13 protein-coding genes are annotated in these 20,079 nt (G+C 38.6%); 10 read left to right on the forward strand and 3 right to left on the reverse strand.

From position 1 onward, the window contains the following. Positions 1–164: 164 nt before the first annotated feature. The 8 genes from B3P17_RS00005 to B3P17_RS00040 all read left to right on the forward strand — a co-directional run bounded on the left by B3P17_RS00005 (position 165) and on the right by B3P17_RS00040 (position 11,865). Positions 165–2,999, forward strand: coding sequence for a TonB-dependent receptor (locus B3P17_RS00005; RefSeq protein WP_291102371.1), 2,835 nt, complete (start codon positions 165–167; stop codon positions 2,997–2,999). Positions 3,000–3,204: 205 nt separating this feature from the next. Further along, positions 3,205–5,601 (forward strand): TonB-dependent receptor, encoded by a 2,397-nt coding sequence (locus B3P17_RS00010; protein WP_252637955.1) that lies wholly within the window; start codon positions 3,205–3,207, stop codon positions 5,599–5,601. Positions 5,602–5,850: 249 nt separating this feature from the next. Further along, positions 5,851–7,263, forward strand: coding sequence for a S8 family peptidase (locus tag B3P17_RS00015; RefSeq protein WP_252637954.1), 1,413 nt, complete (start codon positions 5,851–5,853; stop codon positions 7,261–7,263). Further along, positions 7,260–8,627 carry an exodeoxyribonuclease VII large subunit gene (gene xseA / locus B3P17_RS00020; RefSeq protein ID WP_252637952.1) on the forward strand — a complete coding sequence of 456 codons (1,368 nt, stop codon included), beginning with the start codon at positions 7,260–7,262 and terminating at the stop codon, positions 8,625–8,627. The genes B3P17_RS00015 and xseA overlap by 4 nt, the downstream gene beginning before the upstream one ends. 12 nt (positions 8,628–8,639) lie before the next feature. Next, a complete protein-coding gene (locus B3P17_RS00025; protein ID WP_291102379.1) occupies positions 8,640–9,692 on the forward strand; it encodes a WG repeat-containing protein in 1,053 nt (350 codons plus the stop codon). Between the two features lie 89 nt (positions 9,693–9,781). Further along, positions 9,782–9,979, forward strand: a complete 198-nt coding sequence (xseB, locus tag B3P17_RS00030; RefSeq protein ID WP_252637950.1) for an exodeoxyribonuclease VII small subunit — start codon at positions 9,782–9,784, stop codon at positions 9,977–9,979. Continuing rightward, complete coding sequence (locus tag B3P17_RS00035) at positions 9,976–10,650, forward strand: 2-C-methyl-D-erythritol 4-phosphate cytidylyltransferase (RefSeq protein ID WP_252637948.1); 675 nt, start codon at positions 9,976–9,978, stop codon at positions 10,648–10,650. The genes xseB and B3P17_RS00035 overlap by 4 nt, the downstream gene beginning before the upstream one ends. 147 nt (positions 10,651–10,797) lie before the next feature. Beyond that, the gene (locus B3P17_RS00040; protein ID WP_252637947.1) at positions 10,798–11,865 is read left to right on the forward strand and encodes a M20 family metallo-hydrolase; all 1,068 of its coding nucleotides are present in this window, start codon (positions 10,798–10,800) and stop codon (positions 11,863–11,865) included. Here the strand turns inward: B3P17_RS00040 and B3P17_RS00045 are convergent, their stop codons facing one another. The 3 genes from B3P17_RS00045 to B3P17_RS00055 all read right to left on the reverse strand — a co-directional run bounded on the left by B3P17_RS00045 (position 11,866) and on the right by B3P17_RS00055 (position 17,458). Beyond that, positions 11,866–13,833 carry a KUP/HAK/KT family potassium transporter gene (locus tag B3P17_RS00045; protein WP_252637946.1) on the reverse strand — a complete coding sequence of 656 codons (1,968 nt, stop codon included), beginning with the start codon at positions 13,831–13,833 and terminating at the stop codon, positions 11,866–11,868. 123 nt (positions 13,834–13,956) lie between these two features. Next, entirely contained in the window at positions 13,957–15,729 is a 1,773-nt protein-coding gene (locus B3P17_RS00050; RefSeq protein ID WP_252637945.1) for an ABC transporter ATP-binding protein, read from the reverse strand. Between the two features lie 4 nt (positions 15,730–15,733). Further along, the gene (locus tag B3P17_RS00055) at positions 15,734–17,458 is read right to left on the reverse strand and encodes an ABC transporter ATP-binding protein (protein WP_252637943.1); all 1,725 of its coding nucleotides are present in this window, start codon (positions 17,456–17,458) and stop codon (positions 15,734–15,736) included. Between the two features lie 329 nt (positions 17,459–17,787). Here B3P17_RS00055 and B3P17_RS00060 point away from each other — a divergent pair, with 329 nt between their 5' ends. Together B3P17_RS00060 and B3P17_RS00065 are read left to right on the forward strand one after the other, a co-directional pair. Further along, positions 17,788–18,366 (forward strand): helix-turn-helix domain-containing protein, encoded by a 579-nt coding sequence (locus tag B3P17_RS00060; protein ID WP_252637942.1) that lies wholly within the window; start codon positions 17,788–17,790, stop codon positions 18,364–18,366. A 22-nt stretch (positions 18,367–18,388) separates the two neighbouring features. Beyond that, entirely contained in the window at positions 18,389–20,041 is a 1,653-nt protein-coding gene (locus B3P17_RS00065) for an AMP-binding protein (protein ID WP_252637941.1), read from the forward strand. Positions 20,042–20,079: the final 38 nt, after the last annotated feature.

Raw genomic sequence — 20,079 nt, forward strand, 5'->3', positions numbered from 1 at the left:
ATACAAAGATAACTCTTTTTCAGAAAGATTATCCTTGCTGTTTCTTCTTTTATAAAGATATAAAAAGATAGTAAAATAAAAAGATTTATAAAAAATAGAAATATAATTAAACCTTTTAATGTTTTGCCAGTCACACAAATCAGTCAAAAATAATTAAAAGGAAAATGAAAAGGAATATCCCCATACTTTTATTTCTATGTGTATTTTTAGGATTGAGTGCACAATCGCAGACCACAGCGATAACAGGAACAGTATTCGACAATGAAATGAAAGAGCCGATAGAGATGGCCAGTANNGCTAAAGATAGTGCCTATGTAACTGGTACGGTGACGGACGAGAAAGGAAAATTTAGCGTAGGAGTCAGACAAGGACGCTATATTGCTCAAATATCATTTATCGGATATACTGATCAGTACTTCAAAGCAAATGCCCAAAAGTCTGTGTCCTTAGGAGATATATACATGAAAGAAGATGCTATTATGCTTGGGGAGGCTGTAGTGGAAGCTAAGGCCATAGAGGTACAAGTGAAAGGCGATACCATAGAATACAATGCCGACTCGTATAAGGCCCAGCAAAGCGATGTGGTAGAAGATATGATAAAACGAATGCCCGGTGCTGAAATAGATGAGAATGGAAAAATAACGATCAACGGAAGGGAAGTTAAAAAATTCCTTGTAGACGGGAAAGAGTTTTTCAGCGATGACCCCAAAGTTGCATCTAAAAGTTTGCCCGCTAATATTATAGATAAGCTTCAGGTGCTTGACCGTAAATCTGACATGTCTCAGATGACCGGCTTTGATGATGGCGATGACGAAACCGTGATCAATCTAACGATAAAGAAAGGTATGAAGCAGGGTTTTATGGGCGATACTTATGTCGGCTATGGCAGTAAAAAGCGTTATGAGGCAAATGGGGTGTTTAACTACATGCGCGATAATACTCAGTTTACACTGTTAGGAGGATTAAATAATACAAATAATGCCAGTTTCTCAGATTTTGCCTCGAGTGCATTTAGTGGACGAGGCGGAGGACGATTGAGATTCGGAGCGAACAATGGAGTCGCAAAAACACTGAATGGAGGGTTCAATTTTGCTACTGAGTATTCGGATAAGCTAAAATATGGCGGAAATGTTCGGTATGGCTCTGTTGATAATGATGTGTCTAGTATTACAAGCCGAAGATTTACAGGAACGAGCCAAACACAAAACGGAAATTCCTTTGGAAATAATAAAAGCGATAACTTCGGTGCAAATTTTCGCTTCGAATGGACTCCCGATTCATTGACAAGGATCGTTTTCAGACCAAATATCCAATACAATAAGAACAGAAATGATCAAGAAGGAGAAAGTGAAACTTCATTTGCTGATAATCCTGAGAGAAACTACAAGGAATCGTCTTGGAATACGGTTGATGGAAAAGGGCTTTCGTTGAGCGGAAATCTCGATATCAGTCGTAAGTTGAATAGCCAGGGACGAGTATTGAGTTTCAGTTTTTCAGGAGGTCTGAATAATTCGGACAGTGAAGGTTATGATTACTCTCATTCTATCTATGCAGACCCTCTTAAGAATGATTCGATCAGGGATCAAAAGTCATTGCAAGATGACAAAGGTTATAACTGGCGTGCATTTGTTTCGTATGTAGAGCCTTTGGGTAGAAACAATTTTTTGCAATTAACTTATAATCTGCGTAACAACCATTCTGAAACTGACCGCAAGGCTTACAATAAAGATGCCGAAGGAAATTATAATGTGATAGCGGAAGAATATACACGCAATGTGAAAAATGATTTCCTTAATCAAAATGTCTCTCTGAATTTTAAATCGATTAGAGAGAAATTTGACTATACATTGGGCGTTGGATTAGAGCCATCAAGATCTAAAACCAGTATTTTTCAGCCCGGGCAACCGGAGAAAGATATAAAACCACGTAATTCGCTCAGTTTTGCCCCTAATGCCCAGTTTAATTATAAATGGGATAGAAGAAACACTCTTCGGGTAGATTATAGCGGAAGAACATCGCAGCCTACCACAACTCAGTTATATGATGGTATTATCTCTCAAAGCGGTTTTGATGTTACTTATGGTAATCCCGATTTGAAACCAAGCTTTCAACATAGTTTGAGAGGAAGATATCAGAATTTCAATACAAACAGAAACTCGAACCTATCAGTCTTTACAAATTTCAATTATACGATGGATGCTATCGTGAACGTTTCTACATACAAGGATCAGGGACGTGAAATGACTTATAAGAATGTAGATGGTAATATGGATGGATTTATGGGAGTGACATATAATACTCCTCTCCGAAATAAGAAGTTTTCGATTAATGCATTCACAATGGGTAGATATAGCCGCAATACTACATTTATAAATGCAAAAGAAAATAAGGCGGATACATATAACTTTAGAGAAAATATGACATTGCAGTTTCGCACCGGTTCTCTTGATGATCAGATAAGAACGTTGAGTGATGCTCGCTTTTTGTTGAATATAGGCGGTAACTTCGGATATAACAATATAAAAAATACCATTTCAACCGATCAGGACAGAGAGACATTTAATTATGGAGCGAAGGGTGACTTCACCACTTATTTACCTTTGGGGCTTACTTTACAATCCGATATTCAATATTCGACTAACTCGGGTTATACTACCGGATATAAGTTGAACGAGTGGTTGTGGAATGCTTCGTTAACTTATAATATGGATTCGATGCTGAAAGGCATATTTAAAAATAAGTATACAGGGAATGCTTTGCTGCGCTTCAAAATATATGACATCTTACAGCAGAGAAGTAATATAAATATCGATCAGAATGCATTATATATACAGGAGTCCATATCTAATACGATCAACAGTTACTTTATGGTCAATTTTGTGTATAAGTTCCAAATATTTGGGAAGGGTACAAAAAGAGAAGATATGGATGGAGGAGATAGAGGCTGGGGAGGTAGAAACCCCGGAGGTCATCCGGGAGGAGGCCCTATAGTGTTTTAAATACATAAAAAAGAAAATCCGTAATTTAAATATTGCGGATTTTTTGCTTTTATAAATATGAAGTTGTAATCAGTGAAAAATATTGTAATGTGGTTTTGGAATAGTTAAAATACCTAGAAATGGTGATTGTAGGATTTTCTTGATTTTTATACCTTCGCGTCGCATCCAGAAACAACAATTTATCTATTCTTATTTTAAACACACTATGAATTTTTTAAAACGTCTTTCTAAGCACTTTCTATTGTTTATTCTTCTTCTATTTTTCTCTTCGTTTATACATGCTAACCTGATCAGAACAGATGCCAATATATTTGGTCATGTAGTGAATGCAAAAACAGGTGAGCATATCCCATTTATAAATGTTGTACTGAAAAATACAACAATAGGTGTATCTACCGATGCCACCGGACATTATGCATTAACGAACTTACCCGAAGGAAAGTTTATAGTTGTAACACAGGGAATCGGCTACAAACCGCAGGAAAAAGAGGTTGAGCTCAGAAGAGGCAAATCTATAGAAATTAATTTCGAGGTAGAAGAAGATGCCCTTAATCTTAATGAAGTAGTGGTAACTGCAGGGCGTACCTCTCAGAAACGTACCGAAGCCCCTGTAATTGTGAATACGATAAGTACAAAAATGCTTGAAACCACGCAGTCGGTTGTATTAGGCGAAGGACTTAACTTTTGTACAGGGCTGCGTTATGAAAATGATTGTCAGAACTGTGGCTTTTCGCAGGTGAGAATGAATGGAATGGAAGGTCCTTATTCGCAGATATTGATAAACAGCCGTCCTATATTTAGTGGTCTGGCGGGAGTATATGGGCTTGAACTTATTCCGTCTAATATGCTTGAACGTATCGAGGTCGTCAGAGGCGGCGGCTCTGTTTTGTATGGTTCGAATGCAATTGCAGGAACAATAAATCTTATACTTAAAGACCCGAAAACAAATAGCTTCGAAGCCGGGTTAAATACATCTCTTATAGGAATGGGGGTAAACGGGTCGAATGGCTCTGTCGCAGATTATAACGCAACGTTTAATGCTACATTGGTAACCGAAGATCATAAAACGGGTATCTCTGTTTTCGGAAATATGCGAGATCGTAATATGTTTGACGCAAATGGCGATAGCTTTTCTGAAATAGCACCGATGAAGAATACGGTTATAGGAACTCGTATTTTTTATCGTCCTGCATACAGAAGTAAATTGAGCCTCGACTTTTTTAATATCCGAGAAGAGCGCAAAGGTGGAAATAAACAAGACTATCCCGACCACGAAAGAGATATCTCCGAGTCGGTAAAGCATGATATGATAACCGGAGCATTGACATACGAACAATATTTCAGAGAGAGTGATTTGCTTACAGTATTCGGTTCTGGACAATATCTTGATCGCGATTCTTACTATGGAGCCAAACAGTCGTTGAGCGATTATGGAAATACAAAGGATAAAACCTATAATATAGGTGCTCAGTATAAGCTGTCCGTCAACGATATCTCGACATTAATAGGTGGAGTGGAGCATACCGGCTCGCACCTTACCGACATGAAACTGGGATACCCCGAATATAAACTGAATGACGCAGGTACAGATATCATTGTCACGCATGTACCGAATCGCATAGTGTCTGATCAAGCTTTGAATATTACAGGAGCTTTTGCACAATATGAGATAAAAGTAGGAAAAGCAAAATTCCTTGCCGGAGCACGTGTAGAACATTATTCTATCGATGATAAGCAGGCCGACAGTGATAAATCAGGAACGGTAGTTGTGCCCCGGGCAAGTATAATGTATGATATTTCATCGTATTTACAAACCCGTATTGGCTTCTCAAGGGGGTATCGTGCTCCGCAAATTTTTGATGAAGATCTTCATATAGAAACATCGGGTTCTCGTCAGGTGATCAACAAAAACGACCCTCATCTAAAACAAGAAAATAGCTCTAGCTTTACACTGTCGTTCGATTTTAATAAAAAAATAGGAGGAATCAATACAAATATTCTGGTAGAAGGGTTTTATAATAAACTGCATAATCCATTCAGAAATGAAATTGGTGAGCCTGATGAAAATGGAACAGTGATTTATACTCGTATCAATTCAAAAGATGGAGCTGCTGTTCAGGGTGTAAACCTAGAGGTGAAGCTTATGCCGTCAGATAAATTAAGCCTGAATGCTGGATTTACTGTTCAGTCGAGCCGATACAAAGTGAGTGATGAAACTTTCGGTGAAAAGAAGTTTTTCCGAACACCTGACGCTTACGGATTTTTAGCGCTGGATTGGGAGTTTGCTCGTAATTTCGGGGTGTCTGCAACGGGTAATTATACAGGCAAAATGTTAGTTCCGTATTTTGGTCCTGAAATCGCTAACCCCGAGGCTGGAGAATTGCGCAAGTCAAAAACCTTTTTTGATACAGGAGTTAAGTTCCATTATGATATGAGGCTTGCGGGTAATATTACTATAGAGTGGTTTGCCGGAGTGAAAAATATTTTCAATTCATATCAGAAAGACTTTGACAAAGGTATCGACCGTGACCCTTCATACATTTATGGCCCTAGCTTGCCACGAACAGCTTTCTTAGGTTTCAAGATTGGTAATTTGCTATAGCGACACACCTTCTCTTTATTCTATATAGTTTTCTTTGAGGTAATTGATTATTTCTTCCGAATAAGATATTACCTCTTTTTCTATTTTATGACTTAGAGCCTTTAAGCTGTTTAAATTTTCCATGATCTATAATCTTATTAATTCATTAATATAATTTGTTTTACCTTCTATATTTTACAAATAACGATACATCTTATACCAACTAAAAGCTATTATCCTTATTTTTGTATAAAACATATGAATAAAGATATGAAAAGATTTGCATTTTTTGTTTGCTTCTTGCTAGTAGCTTCACTTTCTGTATTCTCTCAGGAATATAATTATAAATTCCGCCTTACACTCAAGGATAAAAAAAGCGATTATTCTATTGATAAGCCGGAAGACTTTCTGTCCGCTAAGTCGCTTGAAAGGAGACAGAAATATAATATAAAGATCGATGAAACCGATCTTCCGATATCTCAAGAGTATATAAAAGCGATTGAAAGTATTGGAGGAAAAGTTGTAGCACAAAGCAAGTGGCAACGAACTGTTGCGGTTCACTGTTCGGATAGTGCAATGGTTGATAAGTATAAGGCGTTGCCTTTTGTGTCGGATGCATTGTTTGTATGGAGAGGTAAGCCGGTAGAAGAAACAAAGAAGGATAGTATAATCGCATATCCGGCTGTGGAAACTGTTGTGTTTGGCGATTACTACGCAAGAGGAAAAAATAATATCAAAATTAATAACGGGCAATACCTTCATGATGCGGGGTATAAAGGTAAAGGGATGACAATTGCGGTAATAGATGCCGGCTTTAATCATTTACCTCAAATCGGGATGTTAGACAATTTGGATATCAAAGGATATAAAGGCTTTGTTTACGAAAATGAAGATATGTTTAATAGAGCCAATCAGCATGGATTAAATGTGTTGTCTTGCATTGGGACGAATAAGCCTATGCAATTCGTAGGAACAGCTCCTGAAGCTAGTTTTTGGTTGTTAGGTTCTGAAGATGCGCGTAGTGAGTATCCTATAGAAGAGGATTACTGGGCGGCGGCTATCGAGTTTGCCGATAGTGTTGGCGTTAATGTAGTGAATACATCACTCGGTTATAATAGTTTCGACTATCCGGCAAAAAGCTATACACATGAAGACCTGACAGGGAGAACGGCTCTTATATCTCGCGCGGCTGATGCTGCTGCCAAGAAAGGAATATTGGTCGTTATCAGTGCGGGTAATTCTGGAGATTCGGAATGGGAGAAAATAACTCCGCCGTCCGATGCCTTCAATATATTGACGGTAGGTGCTATTCAGAAAGATTCTGTTATAGCTCCGTTTAGTTCAAGAGGCTTAACCGAAGACCTTAGGATAAAACCTGATGTAATGGCTCTCGGACAAGGAGCAACAGTAGTGGGAGATAATGGGTTGGTTACATATAAAAGCGGAACTTCTTTCTCTTCACCTATCATGTGCGGTATGGTAGCTTGCTTATGGCAGGCTTTCCCTGTATTGACCAACAAGGAGATAATAGAGGTCGTAAGGCAATCTTCTGATATTTATGATCATCCGAACAAGGATTATGGTTATGGTATTCCCGATATGAAAAAGGCGATGGAAATAGCACAGCAGTTGGTTGATAAAAAAACAGCAGTGCAACAGCCCGTAAAGAAAGGAAAGAAATGAACCGCCCGGCGATCTCTCTGTATGAATTGAATAATCTCATCAAGGGTGTCTTAAAAGATACACTTCCCGAAGTGTTTTGGATTCGGGCTGAGACAAGTGATGTGCGTGTCAACCAGAATGGGCATTGCTATCTCGAGTTCATAGAGAAGGATATTAACGGGCGAGCCCTGATCGCTAAAGCCCGAGGGATGATATGGGCAAATACGTTTTATATACTCAAGGCGTATTTCGAGAACACGACAAAACAGACCTTTTCATCGGGACTGAAAGTCTTAGTTCAGGTAAGTGTTGAGTTTCATGAATTATACGGATTCACGCTCACGGTTCACGATATCGATCCCACTTATACACTCGGAGATCAGGCGTTGAATAGAGCCGCAATAATAAAACAATTGGAAGAAGATGGAGTCCTTTCCTTAAATAAAGAACTTGAGTTGCCTATTCCCACAAATAAGATTGCAATTATATCTTCTCCCACAGCAGCAGGATATGAAGATTTTCTCGATCAATTGGCAAATAATCCTTATGGATTTATTTTTTATACCAAATTATTTACCGCTCTTATGCAAGGTGAGCGCACCGAGAGTTCTATAATCTCAGCATTGGAGCGTATTTATGAATATCAGGACTGTTTCGATGCCGTAGTTATTATTCGGGGAGGAGGAGCGACTTCGGATTTGAGTAGCTTCGATTCTTACCTTTTGGCGGCAAGCTGTGCACAGTTCCCTTTGCCTGTAATAACAGGAATAGGGCATGAGCGGGACGATACGGTTCTAGATATCGTAGCGCATACACGTATGAAAACCCCGACTGCTGTTGCAGAATTTTTGATTTCGAATATTGCGGAAACAGCGATGGAATTGGACGAAATGGCTCATGATATTGTTTCTATCGTTACGCAAAGACTACAGGATGAAGCTGTACGTTTAAGTGTTTTTGAAACAAAGAATACATTCTTACTTAAAGCATGGCTCAAAGAGCAGGATGCAATCCTAGCTTCTGCAAAGAATGTTTTGATAAGAGGTTTGCAAAGTTCACATAAAGAAAATCAGAATAAGTTGTCTTCGTTTCAGGATGTCCTTGTCAGGGAATCGCAGCAATTAAATAAAGAGAGTATAAACAATCTTACAGTGTTGGAGAATACTTTAAAACGAGTTGCTTTGCAAAAGTTTAAGGATGAAAATACGCAACTGGAAATGTATGAGAAACACCTTCTTTTGGCGTCTCCCGAAAATATTCTGAAAAAAGGATATACTTTGACAATGAAAGATGGGAAAGTGATAAAACAAAGCAGTGCAGTGAAAAAAGGAGATAAACTGACTACTGTTTTTGCTGATGGAAAGATAAAATCTACTGTAGAATAATTATAACAAAAGATGAGTGTAAATAATAATCCGATACCTTTCTCCTACGCATTCAGTTTTCAAGAGGGGATGGCACACATTATACGAAAATCGGGGACAGGGTTTATTAATAAATTCGGAGAATTGGTTGTTCCTTGTATCTATGAAATGGCTTTTAGTTATTCCGAAGGCTTGGTAATGGTACAAAAGAATGGAAAATGCGGATATCTTGATAAAGCCGGTAACGAGGTTATTCCTATCGAGTATGAAAATGCCGATGTTTTTTCGAATGGATTAGCCGGGGTATGCAAGGATGGTAAGTGGGGATTTATCGATAAAAAGGGAGTATTGGTGATTCCTTACCTTTATGATACGATAAACTGCTTTTCGGAAGATCTCTGTGGTGTTTTCAAGGATGGTAAAGCCGGCGTAATTGACAAGCAGGGTAACGAAGTCGTACCATTTGTCTATGATGACATATTCGAGTTTAGCGAAGGGCTTATTTGTGTTTGCAAAGATGAAAAATCCGGATTTATCGATGCTTTGGGTAATGAAGTTATTCCCTTTATATATGATCGTTCGGAAGGTGTAAAATGTAAAGATGGTCTGATTTGTATCGCTAAAGATAAGAAGTGGGGAGTGATCGACAAGGTCGGTAATGAAATAGTCTCTTTTATATATGACGATATTGCTCCCGAATATTCAGAGGGATTAGCGTATGTCAATTTAAACGGTAAATACGGCTTTATTAATGAAAGGGGAGAAGAAATCATTCCTTTTATATATGAAGATTTATCTAGTTTTTCAGAGGGCTTGGCTGCTGCAAAGATGCATGGTAAATGGGGATTTATAAACAAGGAAAATAAAGTAGTTGTGTCCCTTATTTATGAGAGGGTTTATTCTTTTTCCGATGGATTAGCGCTAATTATGGAAAAGGGGCGAAATGCCTATTTTATAGATAAGTTTGGAGAGATAAATATTGCACTCAAGAGAAGTTATACACTTCTTGAAAAACTGAAGTTCGCAATACTTTCCTTGGCTGTTGCTACGGTTATATATATGTTGATTAAAGCAATCGCCAGTTAATAGAATTGGAATAAAAAAGAAGAATTGAGTTCGGTTGGTAATAAATGATAGAAATAATTATAATTTGTTCTTGTAACTAATAATGAATTATGGCAAAGAAAGAGCAAACATACGGAGAAGCAATGCAGGAGTTGCAGGACATTATGGGCAGTATCGAAAATGACGATTTGGATGTAGATATCCTTCTCGAAAAAGTAAAAAAAGCGGCAACCCTTATTAAGTTTTGCAAAGATAAACTGCAAAAGACGAATGTAGAAATACAAAAGATTCTGGACGAAATAGAATGAAAAAGAATGTCATTATAGTAGCCGGAGGAAAAGGGCTGCGCATGGGTAATGATTTGCCGAAACAGTTTATTCCTATCGGCGGTAAACCCGTTCTTATGCGTACAATAGAGGCTTTTTATAGGTTTGATCGGGATATAAATATTATTCTGGTGTTGCCTGTCTCTCATCAGGACTATTGGAAAAAACTGTGCAAAGAATATAACTTCACGATAGAGCATGCAATTGCTAATGGAGGAGAAACTCGTTTCCATTCTGTGAAAAACGGGTTGGCTCTTGTGGCTGATGGATTGGTTGGCGTGCAAGATGGAGTTCGCCCTTTTGGCTCGGTGGAAATGATAAAGCGGTGTTTTGATGCTGCGGAGGAAGAATGTCCTGCCGTTATACCTGTTATAGACTCTACCGACAGCCTCAGAGAAGTTGTTGATGAGGATAAAAGCCGAATTGTTGATCGGTCTAAAATACGGTTGGTACAAACGCCTCAGGTCTTCTATGTGAATGTTCTCAAAAAAGCCTATCAAACGGATTTCAAAGAAACATTTACCGATGATGCTTCGGTTGTAGAAGCTATGGGCGTAAATGTGCATCTTGTAAAAGGAGAGGTAACTAATATAAAGATCACTACGCCGTTGGATTTAAAGATCGGTGAGCTAATTATACGTGATAAAGAATAAAGTTATACTTTGTTCGAATAGCTATAATTAATACTCAAAATTATCTAATATAAGTGCTTGATGCGCTTCAATAATAGAAAAAAGTAACAACTCAAAACAGTAGAAAAAGTGTCACTTTTGTCACCTTTTCACTAAAAAGTAAAATCTATGGAACAGGATATTGATGCTTTATACTACAATGCAGTCGACCTATTGAAGGAAATGATAAGTATTCCGTCTTTCAGTAGAGAGGAGCATAATGTAGCAGAAGTAATAATTTCGTGCATGCGTAAGATGGGATTTTCTCCCGATAGAAAGGGAAATAATCTTTGGATTCGTAACAAAGATTTTGACTCTTCAAAACCTACTATCCTGCTCAATTCGCACATGGATACCGTTCGTCCTGTATCCGGCTGGACAAAAGATCCTTTCTTTCCCGAAGAAGATGGTGACACACTCTACGGATTGGGAAGTAACGATGCGGGAGCCAGCTTGGTGTGCTTGTTGCATGCTTTCTTTATGCTGACTCAAAAGAAACAAGATTATAACTTGATTTTCTTAGCGTCGTGCGAGGAAGAAGTTTCCGGCAATGGCGGAGCGGAGGCTGTTGTTCCCGAACTTCCGGAAATTGCGTTTGGTATTGTGGGTGAGCCTACCCAGATGAATCCTGCTATTGCAGAGAAAGGCCTCTTAGTCCTTGATTGTACATCGTACGGAAAAGCGGGACATGCTGCCCGTAACGAAGGAGAAAATGCCATTTATAAGGCAATTAAAGATATCGAATGGTTTCGGACGTACGAGTTCCCGCAAACAAGCGATTTGCTTGGGCCTGTAAAGATGACTGTAAGTATGGTGAGTGCAGGAACACAACATAATGTAGTACCCGATAAGTGTGACTTTGTTGTAGATGTAAGAAGCAACGAATTGTATAGTAATGAAGAGCTTTATCATATTATAGATACGCATACAGATTGTGAGGTAAAACCCCGGTCTTTTCGCCTGAATTCATCCAGGATTTCTCTCGAAAATCCATTTGTTCAACGTGCTATTATTATTGGAAAAACTCCTTATGGATCGCCTACGTTGTCTGATCAGACATTTATGCCTTTCCCTACTTTGAAGATGGGCCCCGGAGACTCAGCCCGTTCGCATACAGCAAACGAATATATTCATTTGAGTGAAATAAGGGAGGCTATAGAGCTTTATGTGAAGCTGCTGGACGGACTTCGAATTTAACTATTCCGCTTCATTTGCTTGATTCAGCAGGTCTTTCAGTTGCTCTTCGGTATGGTCTACTTGTCTTAAAGGTACAGTCTCAACAACAGCAAGAGATGGATCTATATCATACATCTGTGTGTCTGAAGTTGTTAATCTCTTCACAAGGTTGTAGCATCCTAAGATAATCTGTCTTGAAGGGTTCATGTGTACGTTGCGGAATATGCGGTCTACGATCATAAACTTAAAGTCTCCTCGTTTCTCTTTAGCATCTTGCATAGATGGATATCGAGACGTTAAATCTACAAGGCCTAGACGTTCCAATTCGTTGGTTATCAGGTTTACATATTTGTCTGTATGTATTCCTAGTTTAAACCCTGCACGTATATTGACACGGAAAATTTTCTTAGGTGCATATATCGTTGTTTCGTAACTGAATTCATACGGCTCATCGGTTCTTTTTATTCTTACAAACCAGTATGTGTCAGCTCGTTTGGGTGTTCGTTTAAATAAGGAATAAGCAATCTTGCTCTCCAAAAAGTTCTTATTATTCGCCTTTACTATATACACCAGATGGGTAGCTGCTTTAGGTATGGTTGTGTCGTCACTTATCTTTAATAATTGGCTGACGTAATGCTCATCTACCTGATCATAAACTGTATAGTGACGTTTAATACGCCGTCCGTTATACCATGAATACATCAGAAGCAGTAGTACTCCTGCAATTATAATAGGAATAAATCCTCCATGTGCAAACTTTTGCATATTTGCGAAGAAGAAGCTGAGTTCTATGATAACGAAGAATAAAGTGAGTGGGATAGTAAACCACAAAGGTCTCTTCTTTTTCATAAAGTAAAGGAATAGCAAGGCGCTGGTCATCAACATGCTGAGGGTGATGGCTAGACCATAGGCCGCTTCCAGCTTCATCGAAGATTGCATTGTGAGTATGATGATAAGACAAAGTACCATCATCATATAGTTGATGGATGGAATGTATAATTGTCCTTTGATGTTAGTAGGGTATTGTATTTTTACATTTGGCCAGATATTCAGCGATATAGCTTCACTGATAACGGTGAAAGATCCACTTATCAACGCCTGACTGGCAATAATTGCCGCCACAGTAGCCATTATTACACCTGTGAGTCTGAACCACTCGGGCATCATTGAGAAGAAAGGATTTACATCAGGGGTTACATGTCCACTGTTGATAATCCATGCTGCCTGTCCTAAATAATTGAGTATAAGAGCTGCTTTGACATAGATCCACGAAATGCGTATATTCTTTAATCCACAATGTCCTAAGTCCGAATACAAGGCTTCTGCTCCAGTTGTACATAGAAATATAGCACCAAGTATAATCATCGCCTGTGGTACTTCTATCAGAAAGCGAATGGCATACATGGGGTTAAAAGCTCTGAATACACTCAGGTCGTGTACTACCTGACTTAGACCCATCACGGCCATCATAGTGAACCAGATGATCATCAGTGGGCCGAAGTATCTACCCAAAGAGCCTGTTCCGAAGGGTTGTACCAGAAACAAGATGAGTACTATAGCTACTGTGATAGGTATAACCGGTATGTGCGGAGCGATTGGTTGAAGACCTTCTACGGCAGACATAACGGTCATGGCAGGAGTTATAATACCATCGGCAAGCAATGTAGCTGCACCGATACCTGCGAGGATATAAGCCCAGCGGTATTTTTGGCGGATAAGGGCATATAAAGAAAGGATACCACCTTCACCTTTATTATCGGCACGAAGGGTGATGATGACATATTTCAGAGTGGTTTGAATTGTCAAAGTCCATATCACACAAGATATAGCACCGAGAATATATTCCGCATGGCTGTGTTGCCCGGCAGGTAGGGTGTTCAAGATGGCTCTCATCACATATAAAGGCGATGTACCAATATCTCCAAATACGATACCTATTGCTAAAACGACACCTAATGCGCTAAACGGAACTTTGTGATTCTCTTTCATTATTCTAATTCGAAAATTGGGCTAAAAGTACAAGATTATTTAAATATGAGGATAAGATATATTGTTAATTTTACTCCTTTTGGTTTCTATCTGATTATTATATGGCTTTTTAGCATAACTCGACTAAAATTCCTCAAACTGTTCTTGATACAGACTGTAATACTTCCCTTTGAGGTTAAGGAGCTCTGTATGTGTCCCCTGTTCTATTATCTGACCATCATCGAGTACGAGTATTCTGTCTGCATTACGTACAGTGGAAAGTCTGTGTGCTATGATAATGCTCGTACGGCCTTCCATTAGTTTGTCAAGTCCTTTTTGTATAAGGAGTTCGCTTCTGGTATCTATGTTGCTGGTAGCCTCGTCGAGTAAAAGGATAGGAGGGTCAGCAATAGCTGCTCGTGCTATATTCAACAGTTGTCGCTGCCCCTGACTGAGATTTGCACCATCATTCTCCAGCATAGTGTGATATCCTTTTGGTAGCCGCTTGATGAACGAATGAGCCGCTGTTAGTTTTGCCGCTTGTATTACTTCTTCATCTGTCGCTTCCGGTCGCCCAAAGCGGATGTTTTCACATACTGTTCCTGTAAATAAATGGGTATCTTGTAGTACGATAGCCATCGACTGTCTAAGGCTTTCTCTTTTTATATTATGTATTGATATTCCATCTATTGTTATTTCTCCGGATTTAATGTCGAAGAAGCGGGGAAGCATATTTAATATAGTTGTCTTTCCTGCGCCTGTTTCTCCCACTAGAGCTATTTTCGTTCCGGGTGTTGCATGCAGTGATACTCCTTTCAGAATTAGCTTGTCTTGTTTGTATCCGAAATAGACATCTTTCATTTTTAGATCACCTTTCACATCATTGAGGTTCATCGCATCCGGAGCATCTTCTTGTTCGGGAGCCTCATCTATTACCTGATAGATACGTTCTGCTCCTGCCATTGCCGCTTGTATGCTATTATAAAGGCCGGCAAGCTCATTTATAGGGCGACCAAACTGACGGGAATATTGAAGGAATGCAGCCAATCCACCGACATCAAAGCCTCTGAATATAGCAAGTAGCCCGCCCACTATAGTAACAACTACAAAGTTTAAAGTATTAAGGTTCTGCATAACAGGCATCATCATTCCCGAGTAAAATTGTGCTTTTTTTGATTTCTCATTTAGCTTTTGATTCAGTTGTTCGAAGTCCTGTTCTACCTTTTTCTCATAGCCAAATACTTTTACAACTTTTTGCCCGCTAATCATTTCTTCTATATACCCGTTTGTGTCTCCCAGTGTATCTTGTTGTGCTTTGAAGTATTTCTTACTTCGCGTTACAATCGTTTTGGCACTAAGAAACATGAGAGGTATGGTGATTAGGGTTGCTAAGGTTAGTATAGGACTTATATAAATCATAAGTGTGAATATTCCTACCAGCATCAGTGAGCTGGTCAGCATATCCGATAAGCCATCAGTAAGAGCATTGCTCACCTGATCTATGTCATTTGTATATCGGCTCATGATGTCGCCATGCTGATGCGTGTCGAAATACTTGATAGGCAGCTTTTCCATCTTCTTGAACAGATCTGTACGCATACGGGTAACTGCACGTTGACCTATTCTATTTAACAGCCTGTATTGTATATATACAGCGGCTACACCTATCAGATATATAACTCCGAGAATAATGAGTATATGAAGTAGTCCTTCATAGTTTCCCGGAATGATATAATTGTTGATGATAGGACGTATCATATATGAACCAACAAGGTTGCACCCAATGCTGATAATTATAAGAGAACCGATAACGATCAAGAGTTTTTTATCCTTAGCAAGATATGTCATTATCCTGAAGAAGGTTTTCTTAGCTTCTGTCGGCTTGCCGCTCTGTTTATAGTGATCTCCGTGTGCCATATATTCAGTAGACTATTTGTTGAGAGTTGTATATCTCCTGATACAACTTCGACTTTTCTATTAGTTCATCAGGTTTACCAATAACGTCTATCTCTCCATCCTCCAGTACTATCACTCTATCGGCTGATTGCATTGTATTGATACGTTGTGTTATAATAAAGACAGTTGTATCTTTTAAGAGATTGTTAAGATTATATCTGATTTTCTGTTCGGTCTCCGTATCCACAGCACTTGTACTATCATCCAGTATAAGGATTTTGGGCTTACGTAATAGTGCCCGTGCAATACAAATCCGTTGCTTCTGTCCTCCTGATACATTAATACCTCCTCGTCCGAGAAGAGTGTTATACCCATCTGTAAAAGATACGATGAAATCGTGTGCTTGAGCTGCTTTTGCCGCTTCTTCTATTTCCTCTATTGTTGCATCGGGTCGTCCCCAACGCAGATTATCTATAATTGTTCCGGTAAAGAGTTCATTTTTTTGCAGTACCATTCCTATTTCGGCATGTAGTTCTTCCAGATTATAATCCTTTACATTAACTCCATCTATGAGAATTTCTCCTGCCGTAACATCGTATAGTCGTGGTATAAGCTGAAGCATGGAACTCTTAGCTGAACCTGTTGCTCCTACTACAGCAATTGTTTCACCTTGTTTTATGTGGAAATTAATATCTTTCAATACATCGTTTTCACCGCCATTATATCGGAAAAAGACATTACTGAAAGTAACTTCTCCTTTTGTTATTTTATGCTTGTTTGATAAACCTTCTTCTGTATTCGTAAGTGAGGGTTCTGTTTTTATAACTTCGAGTAAGCGCTCTGAAGAGGCCGAAGCTCTAGCTATATTTACAATCACCATCGATAGGAACATCAAAGCCATAAGTATTTGCGTCATGTAATTGACAAAAGAAATAAGCTCTCCCACTTTAAGATTGCCCTCTATCGCTTTTGCTCCACCTACCCAAAGGACTACGATAACAGATATATTCATTATAAGTTGCATGACAGGAAATATTGCTATAATAACATTAGACGCATTAACTACCATGTTTTGCAGATCTTCACTTCTTTTCTCAAATTTCTTAGTTTCAAAATCTTCTCTTACAAATGATTTAACGACACGGATGTTGATCAGGTTCTCTCTTACCATCGCATTGAGTTGGTCAACCTTTTGTTGTACTTTCATAAAGAGTGGAAGCCCTTTATACATGATGAGGAAGATGCTAATACTAAGTATAGGTACAACCCCCAACATGATAAAAGCAAGATCGGTATTTATTTTTATAACAAAGAAAAAAGACATAACTAACATTAATGGTGAGCGTAACAGTAAGCGCATACTCATTAATACAACTTGCTGTATATGACTGATATCGTTTGTTAGGCGGGTGATTAATGAAGCGGAATTAAATCTATCTATTTCCGTAAAAGAAAGCTGCTGTATTTTCGAAAATAATTTGCTTCTAAGGTCAGTACCAAATCCGATGGATGCTTGCGAAGATACATATACATTAATGATGCTTACAATAAGCCCCAGGATGGATATTCCTACCATATATGCTCCAATCTCTGTGATAACGGATAGGTTACGGTGCACAACTCCATCATCTACAATCTTAGCCATAAACCAAGGCTGTATTGTTTCACACAATACGGTGATCAATACAAGAACCGGGCTTATAATCAGGCTTGTTTTGTATTTCTTAAGTATCTGCCAATATATTTTCATATATGTATAATCTGTTAAGGACAGATATTGTTCAATAATTACAATTATTTATTCGCATCGCAAAAATAGGAATAACTTCTAAAACTTATTTATATTCGAAGAATCTCTTATATGTTATGCTCAATAAAATTTATATTATTTGTTATGTGTTTGGAGAATAGGTTTTTATATTTCCGCTTGGATTTCTTGTTTGTGAAAGAGTTGTGTTAAAGAAATATATTTATGATAGGGTTTTTTAATATCCTCTTGACTATTAGTCATACTAATTAAAGAAATATCATATTTTTGTATATCACACTAAAAATAAATAATAAACATACTATCTATTCATGAAAACGAATAAACGCATCGGGGAGAGGATTCGTGAAATCCGCGAATCGAAATCAATATCTCTTGCTGATATGATAGAGCGTTCAGGCTTAGACGAGAAGCAAGTTGTTACAATAGAAGAGACAGGAGGAATTCCTTCTTTGGCTCCGCTGATAAAGATAGCCCGTGTATTAGGTGTAAGATTGGGTACTTTTCTTGATGACGTGGATGAGTCGGGTCCTGTAATATCTCGCAAAGAAGAATACAACAAGAGTATAAGCTTTTCTACAAAAGATACTTCCTCTGTTAAACACATGGATTACTACTCTCTGTCTTCTACAAAATCGGGGCGACACATGGAGCCATTTGTTATACAGATTGAGCCAATAAAAAAGGGTGTTGATTTTATTCTTTCCACGCATGAAGGTGAAGAATTTATTTATTGTCTCGAAGGTGTTGTTGAGATAAACTATGGCACTGATGTATATTGGCTTGAAGAAGAGGATAGCATTTATTATGATTCTATCGTATCCCATCATGTACATGCCGGAGGTGAAAGTGGAGCTAAGATTTTAGCGGTGATTTATACTCCTTTATGATAATACCTTCAAAAATCATAAAATGCAACTATCGGAAAGAACAATAGGAGAATGGCTCGAATATTGGGCAGAAAAAACTCCCGAAAAAGAATATATAGTATATTCAGACAGAGATCTTCGTTTCACATGGAAAGACTTTGATGAGCGGGTAAATAATATGGCTAAAGGGCTTTTGGCTATAGGGGTTAAGCCCGGTTCTCATGTCGGTATATGGGCTACAAACGTTCCCGACTGGTTGACTTTTTTGTATGCCGGAGCCAAAATTGGAGCGGTTTTGGTTACGATCAATACCAATTATAAGCAGCACGAATTAGAATATATTGTCGATAATGCAGATATAGATACTCTTTGCATTACCGAAGGTGTTTTCGATGGGAACTACATTGATATGGTTTATGAAATGGCACCCGAGTTAAAAACAACTCAGCGAGGCTATCTCAATGTAGAGCGTTTCCCTAAATTGAAGAATATCGTTTTTATCGGGCAGGAGAAATACAGAGGAATGTATAATACTGCCGAGATATTGTTGTTGGGTAAAAATATATCGTGTGATATTTTAAATAAAACGATGCGCACCGTAAATTGTCACGATGTCGTGAATATGCAATATACATCAGGTACTACCGGATTCCCTAAGGGTGTAATGCTCACTCATTATAATATCGTAAATAATGGCTTCTTTACAGGCGAGGCTATGCAGTTTACAGCGGATGATAAATTGTGTGTATGCGTGCCTCTGTTTCACTGTTTTGGTATTGTCTTGGCTACGATGAACTGTCTAACTCATGGCTCTACTCAGGTAATGGTTGAACGTTTTGATCCGTTAGTTGTGTTGGCATCTATACATAAAGAACGATGTACGGCTTTGTACGGAGTGCCGACAATGTTTATTGCAGAGCTTAATCATCCGATGTTCAATTTGTTTGATGTCAGTTCTTTGCGAACAGGAATTATGGCAGGGGCACTTTGTCCTATAGAGCTAATGCGCCAAGTAACAGAAAAGCTCCATGTAACACATATTACAAGTGTCTACGGGTTAACTGAATCTTCTCCGGGAATGACGCACTCTACTACCGAAGACCCATTTGAAGTACGCTGTACGACTGTTGGCAGGGAGTACCCATATACCGAAGTGAAGATTGTAAATCCTGATACAGGCGAAGAATGTGCTATAGAGGAGCAAGGGGAGGTTTGCTGTCGTGGGTATCTTGTGATGAAAGGTTATTATAAGAATCCTGAGGCGACAAACGAAGTAATAGACAAAGAGGGTTGGTTGCATTCGGGCGATTTGGGTGTCAAAGATAAAAATGGATATTATCGTATTACGGGACGTATTAAAGATATGATAATACGGGGCGGCGAGAATATCTATCCCCGTGAAATTGAAGAATATCTTTATCACATGCAAGGTATAAAGGATATTCAAGTAGCCGGAATACCTTCCGAAAAATATGGAGAGGAAGTCGGTGCTTTCATTATATTGCAAGAGGGTGCAGATCTCCTGCCTGAAGATGTAAAAGCCTTTTGTAGAGGGAAAATAGCTCGTCACAAAATTCCGAAATATATCTTTTTTGTAAACTCTTTCCCTCTAACAGGAAGTGGAAAAATACAGAAATTTAAACTTAAAGATATTGGTCTCAACTTGCTGAAAGAGCAAGGAGTGGAAGTGATATAAAAAAATAGGCTGGATAATTCCCAGCCTATTTTTCTCTC

It is taken from the genome of Dysgonomonas sp. UBA7630, from assembly GCF_002483985.1.
Lineage (GTDB): Bacteria > Bacteroidota > Bacteroidia > Bacteroidales > Dysgonomonadaceae > Dysgonomonas.

Bases quoted from the DNA above. Each gene is read 5' to 3' on its own strand.
- B3P17_RS00015 (WP_252637954.1), top strand. From the start codon at position 5,851: ATGAAAAGATTTGCATTTTTTGTTTGCTTCTTGCTAGTAGCTTCACTT.
- B3P17_RS00040 (WP_252637947.1), top strand. From the start codon at position 10,798: ATGGAACAGGATATTGATGCTTTATACTACAATGCAGTCGACCTATTG.
- B3P17_RS00060 (WP_252637942.1), top strand. From the start codon at position 17,788: ATGAAAACGAATAAACGCATCGGGGAGAGGATTCGTGAAATCCGCGAA.
- B3P17_RS00065 (WP_252637941.1), top strand. From the start codon at position 18,389: ATGCAACTATCGGAAAGAACAATAGGAGAATGGCTCGAATATTGGGCA.
- B3P17_RS00045 (WP_252637946.1), bottom strand. From the start codon at position 13,833: ATGAAAGAGAATCACAAAGTTCCGTTTAGCGCATTAGGTGTCGTTTTA.
- B3P17_RS00035 (WP_252637948.1), top strand. From the start codon at position 9,976: ATGAAAAAGAATGTCATTATAGTAGCCGGAGGAAAAGGGCTGCGCATG.
- xseB (WP_252637950.1), top strand. From the start codon at position 9,782: ATGGCAAAGAAAGAGCAAACATACGGAGAAGCAATGCAGGAGTTGCAG.
- xseA (WP_252637952.1), top strand. From the start codon at position 7,260: ATGAACCGCCCGGCGATCTCTCTGTATGAATTGAATAATCTCATCAAG.
- B3P17_RS00050 (WP_252637945.1), bottom strand. From the start codon at position 15,729: ATGGCACACGGAGATCACTATAAACAGAGCGGCAAGCCGACAGAAGCT.
- B3P17_RS00025 (WP_291102379.1), top strand. From the start codon at position 8,640: ATGAGTGTAAATAATAATCCGATACCTTTCTCCTACGCATTCAGTTTT.
- B3P17_RS00010 (WP_252637955.1), top strand. From the start codon at position 3,205: ATGAATTTTTTAAAACGTCTTTCTAAGCACTTTCTATTGTTTATTCTT.
- B3P17_RS00055 (WP_252637943.1), bottom strand. From the start codon at position 17,458: ATGAAAATATATTGGCAGATACTTAAGAAATACAAAACAAGCCTGATT.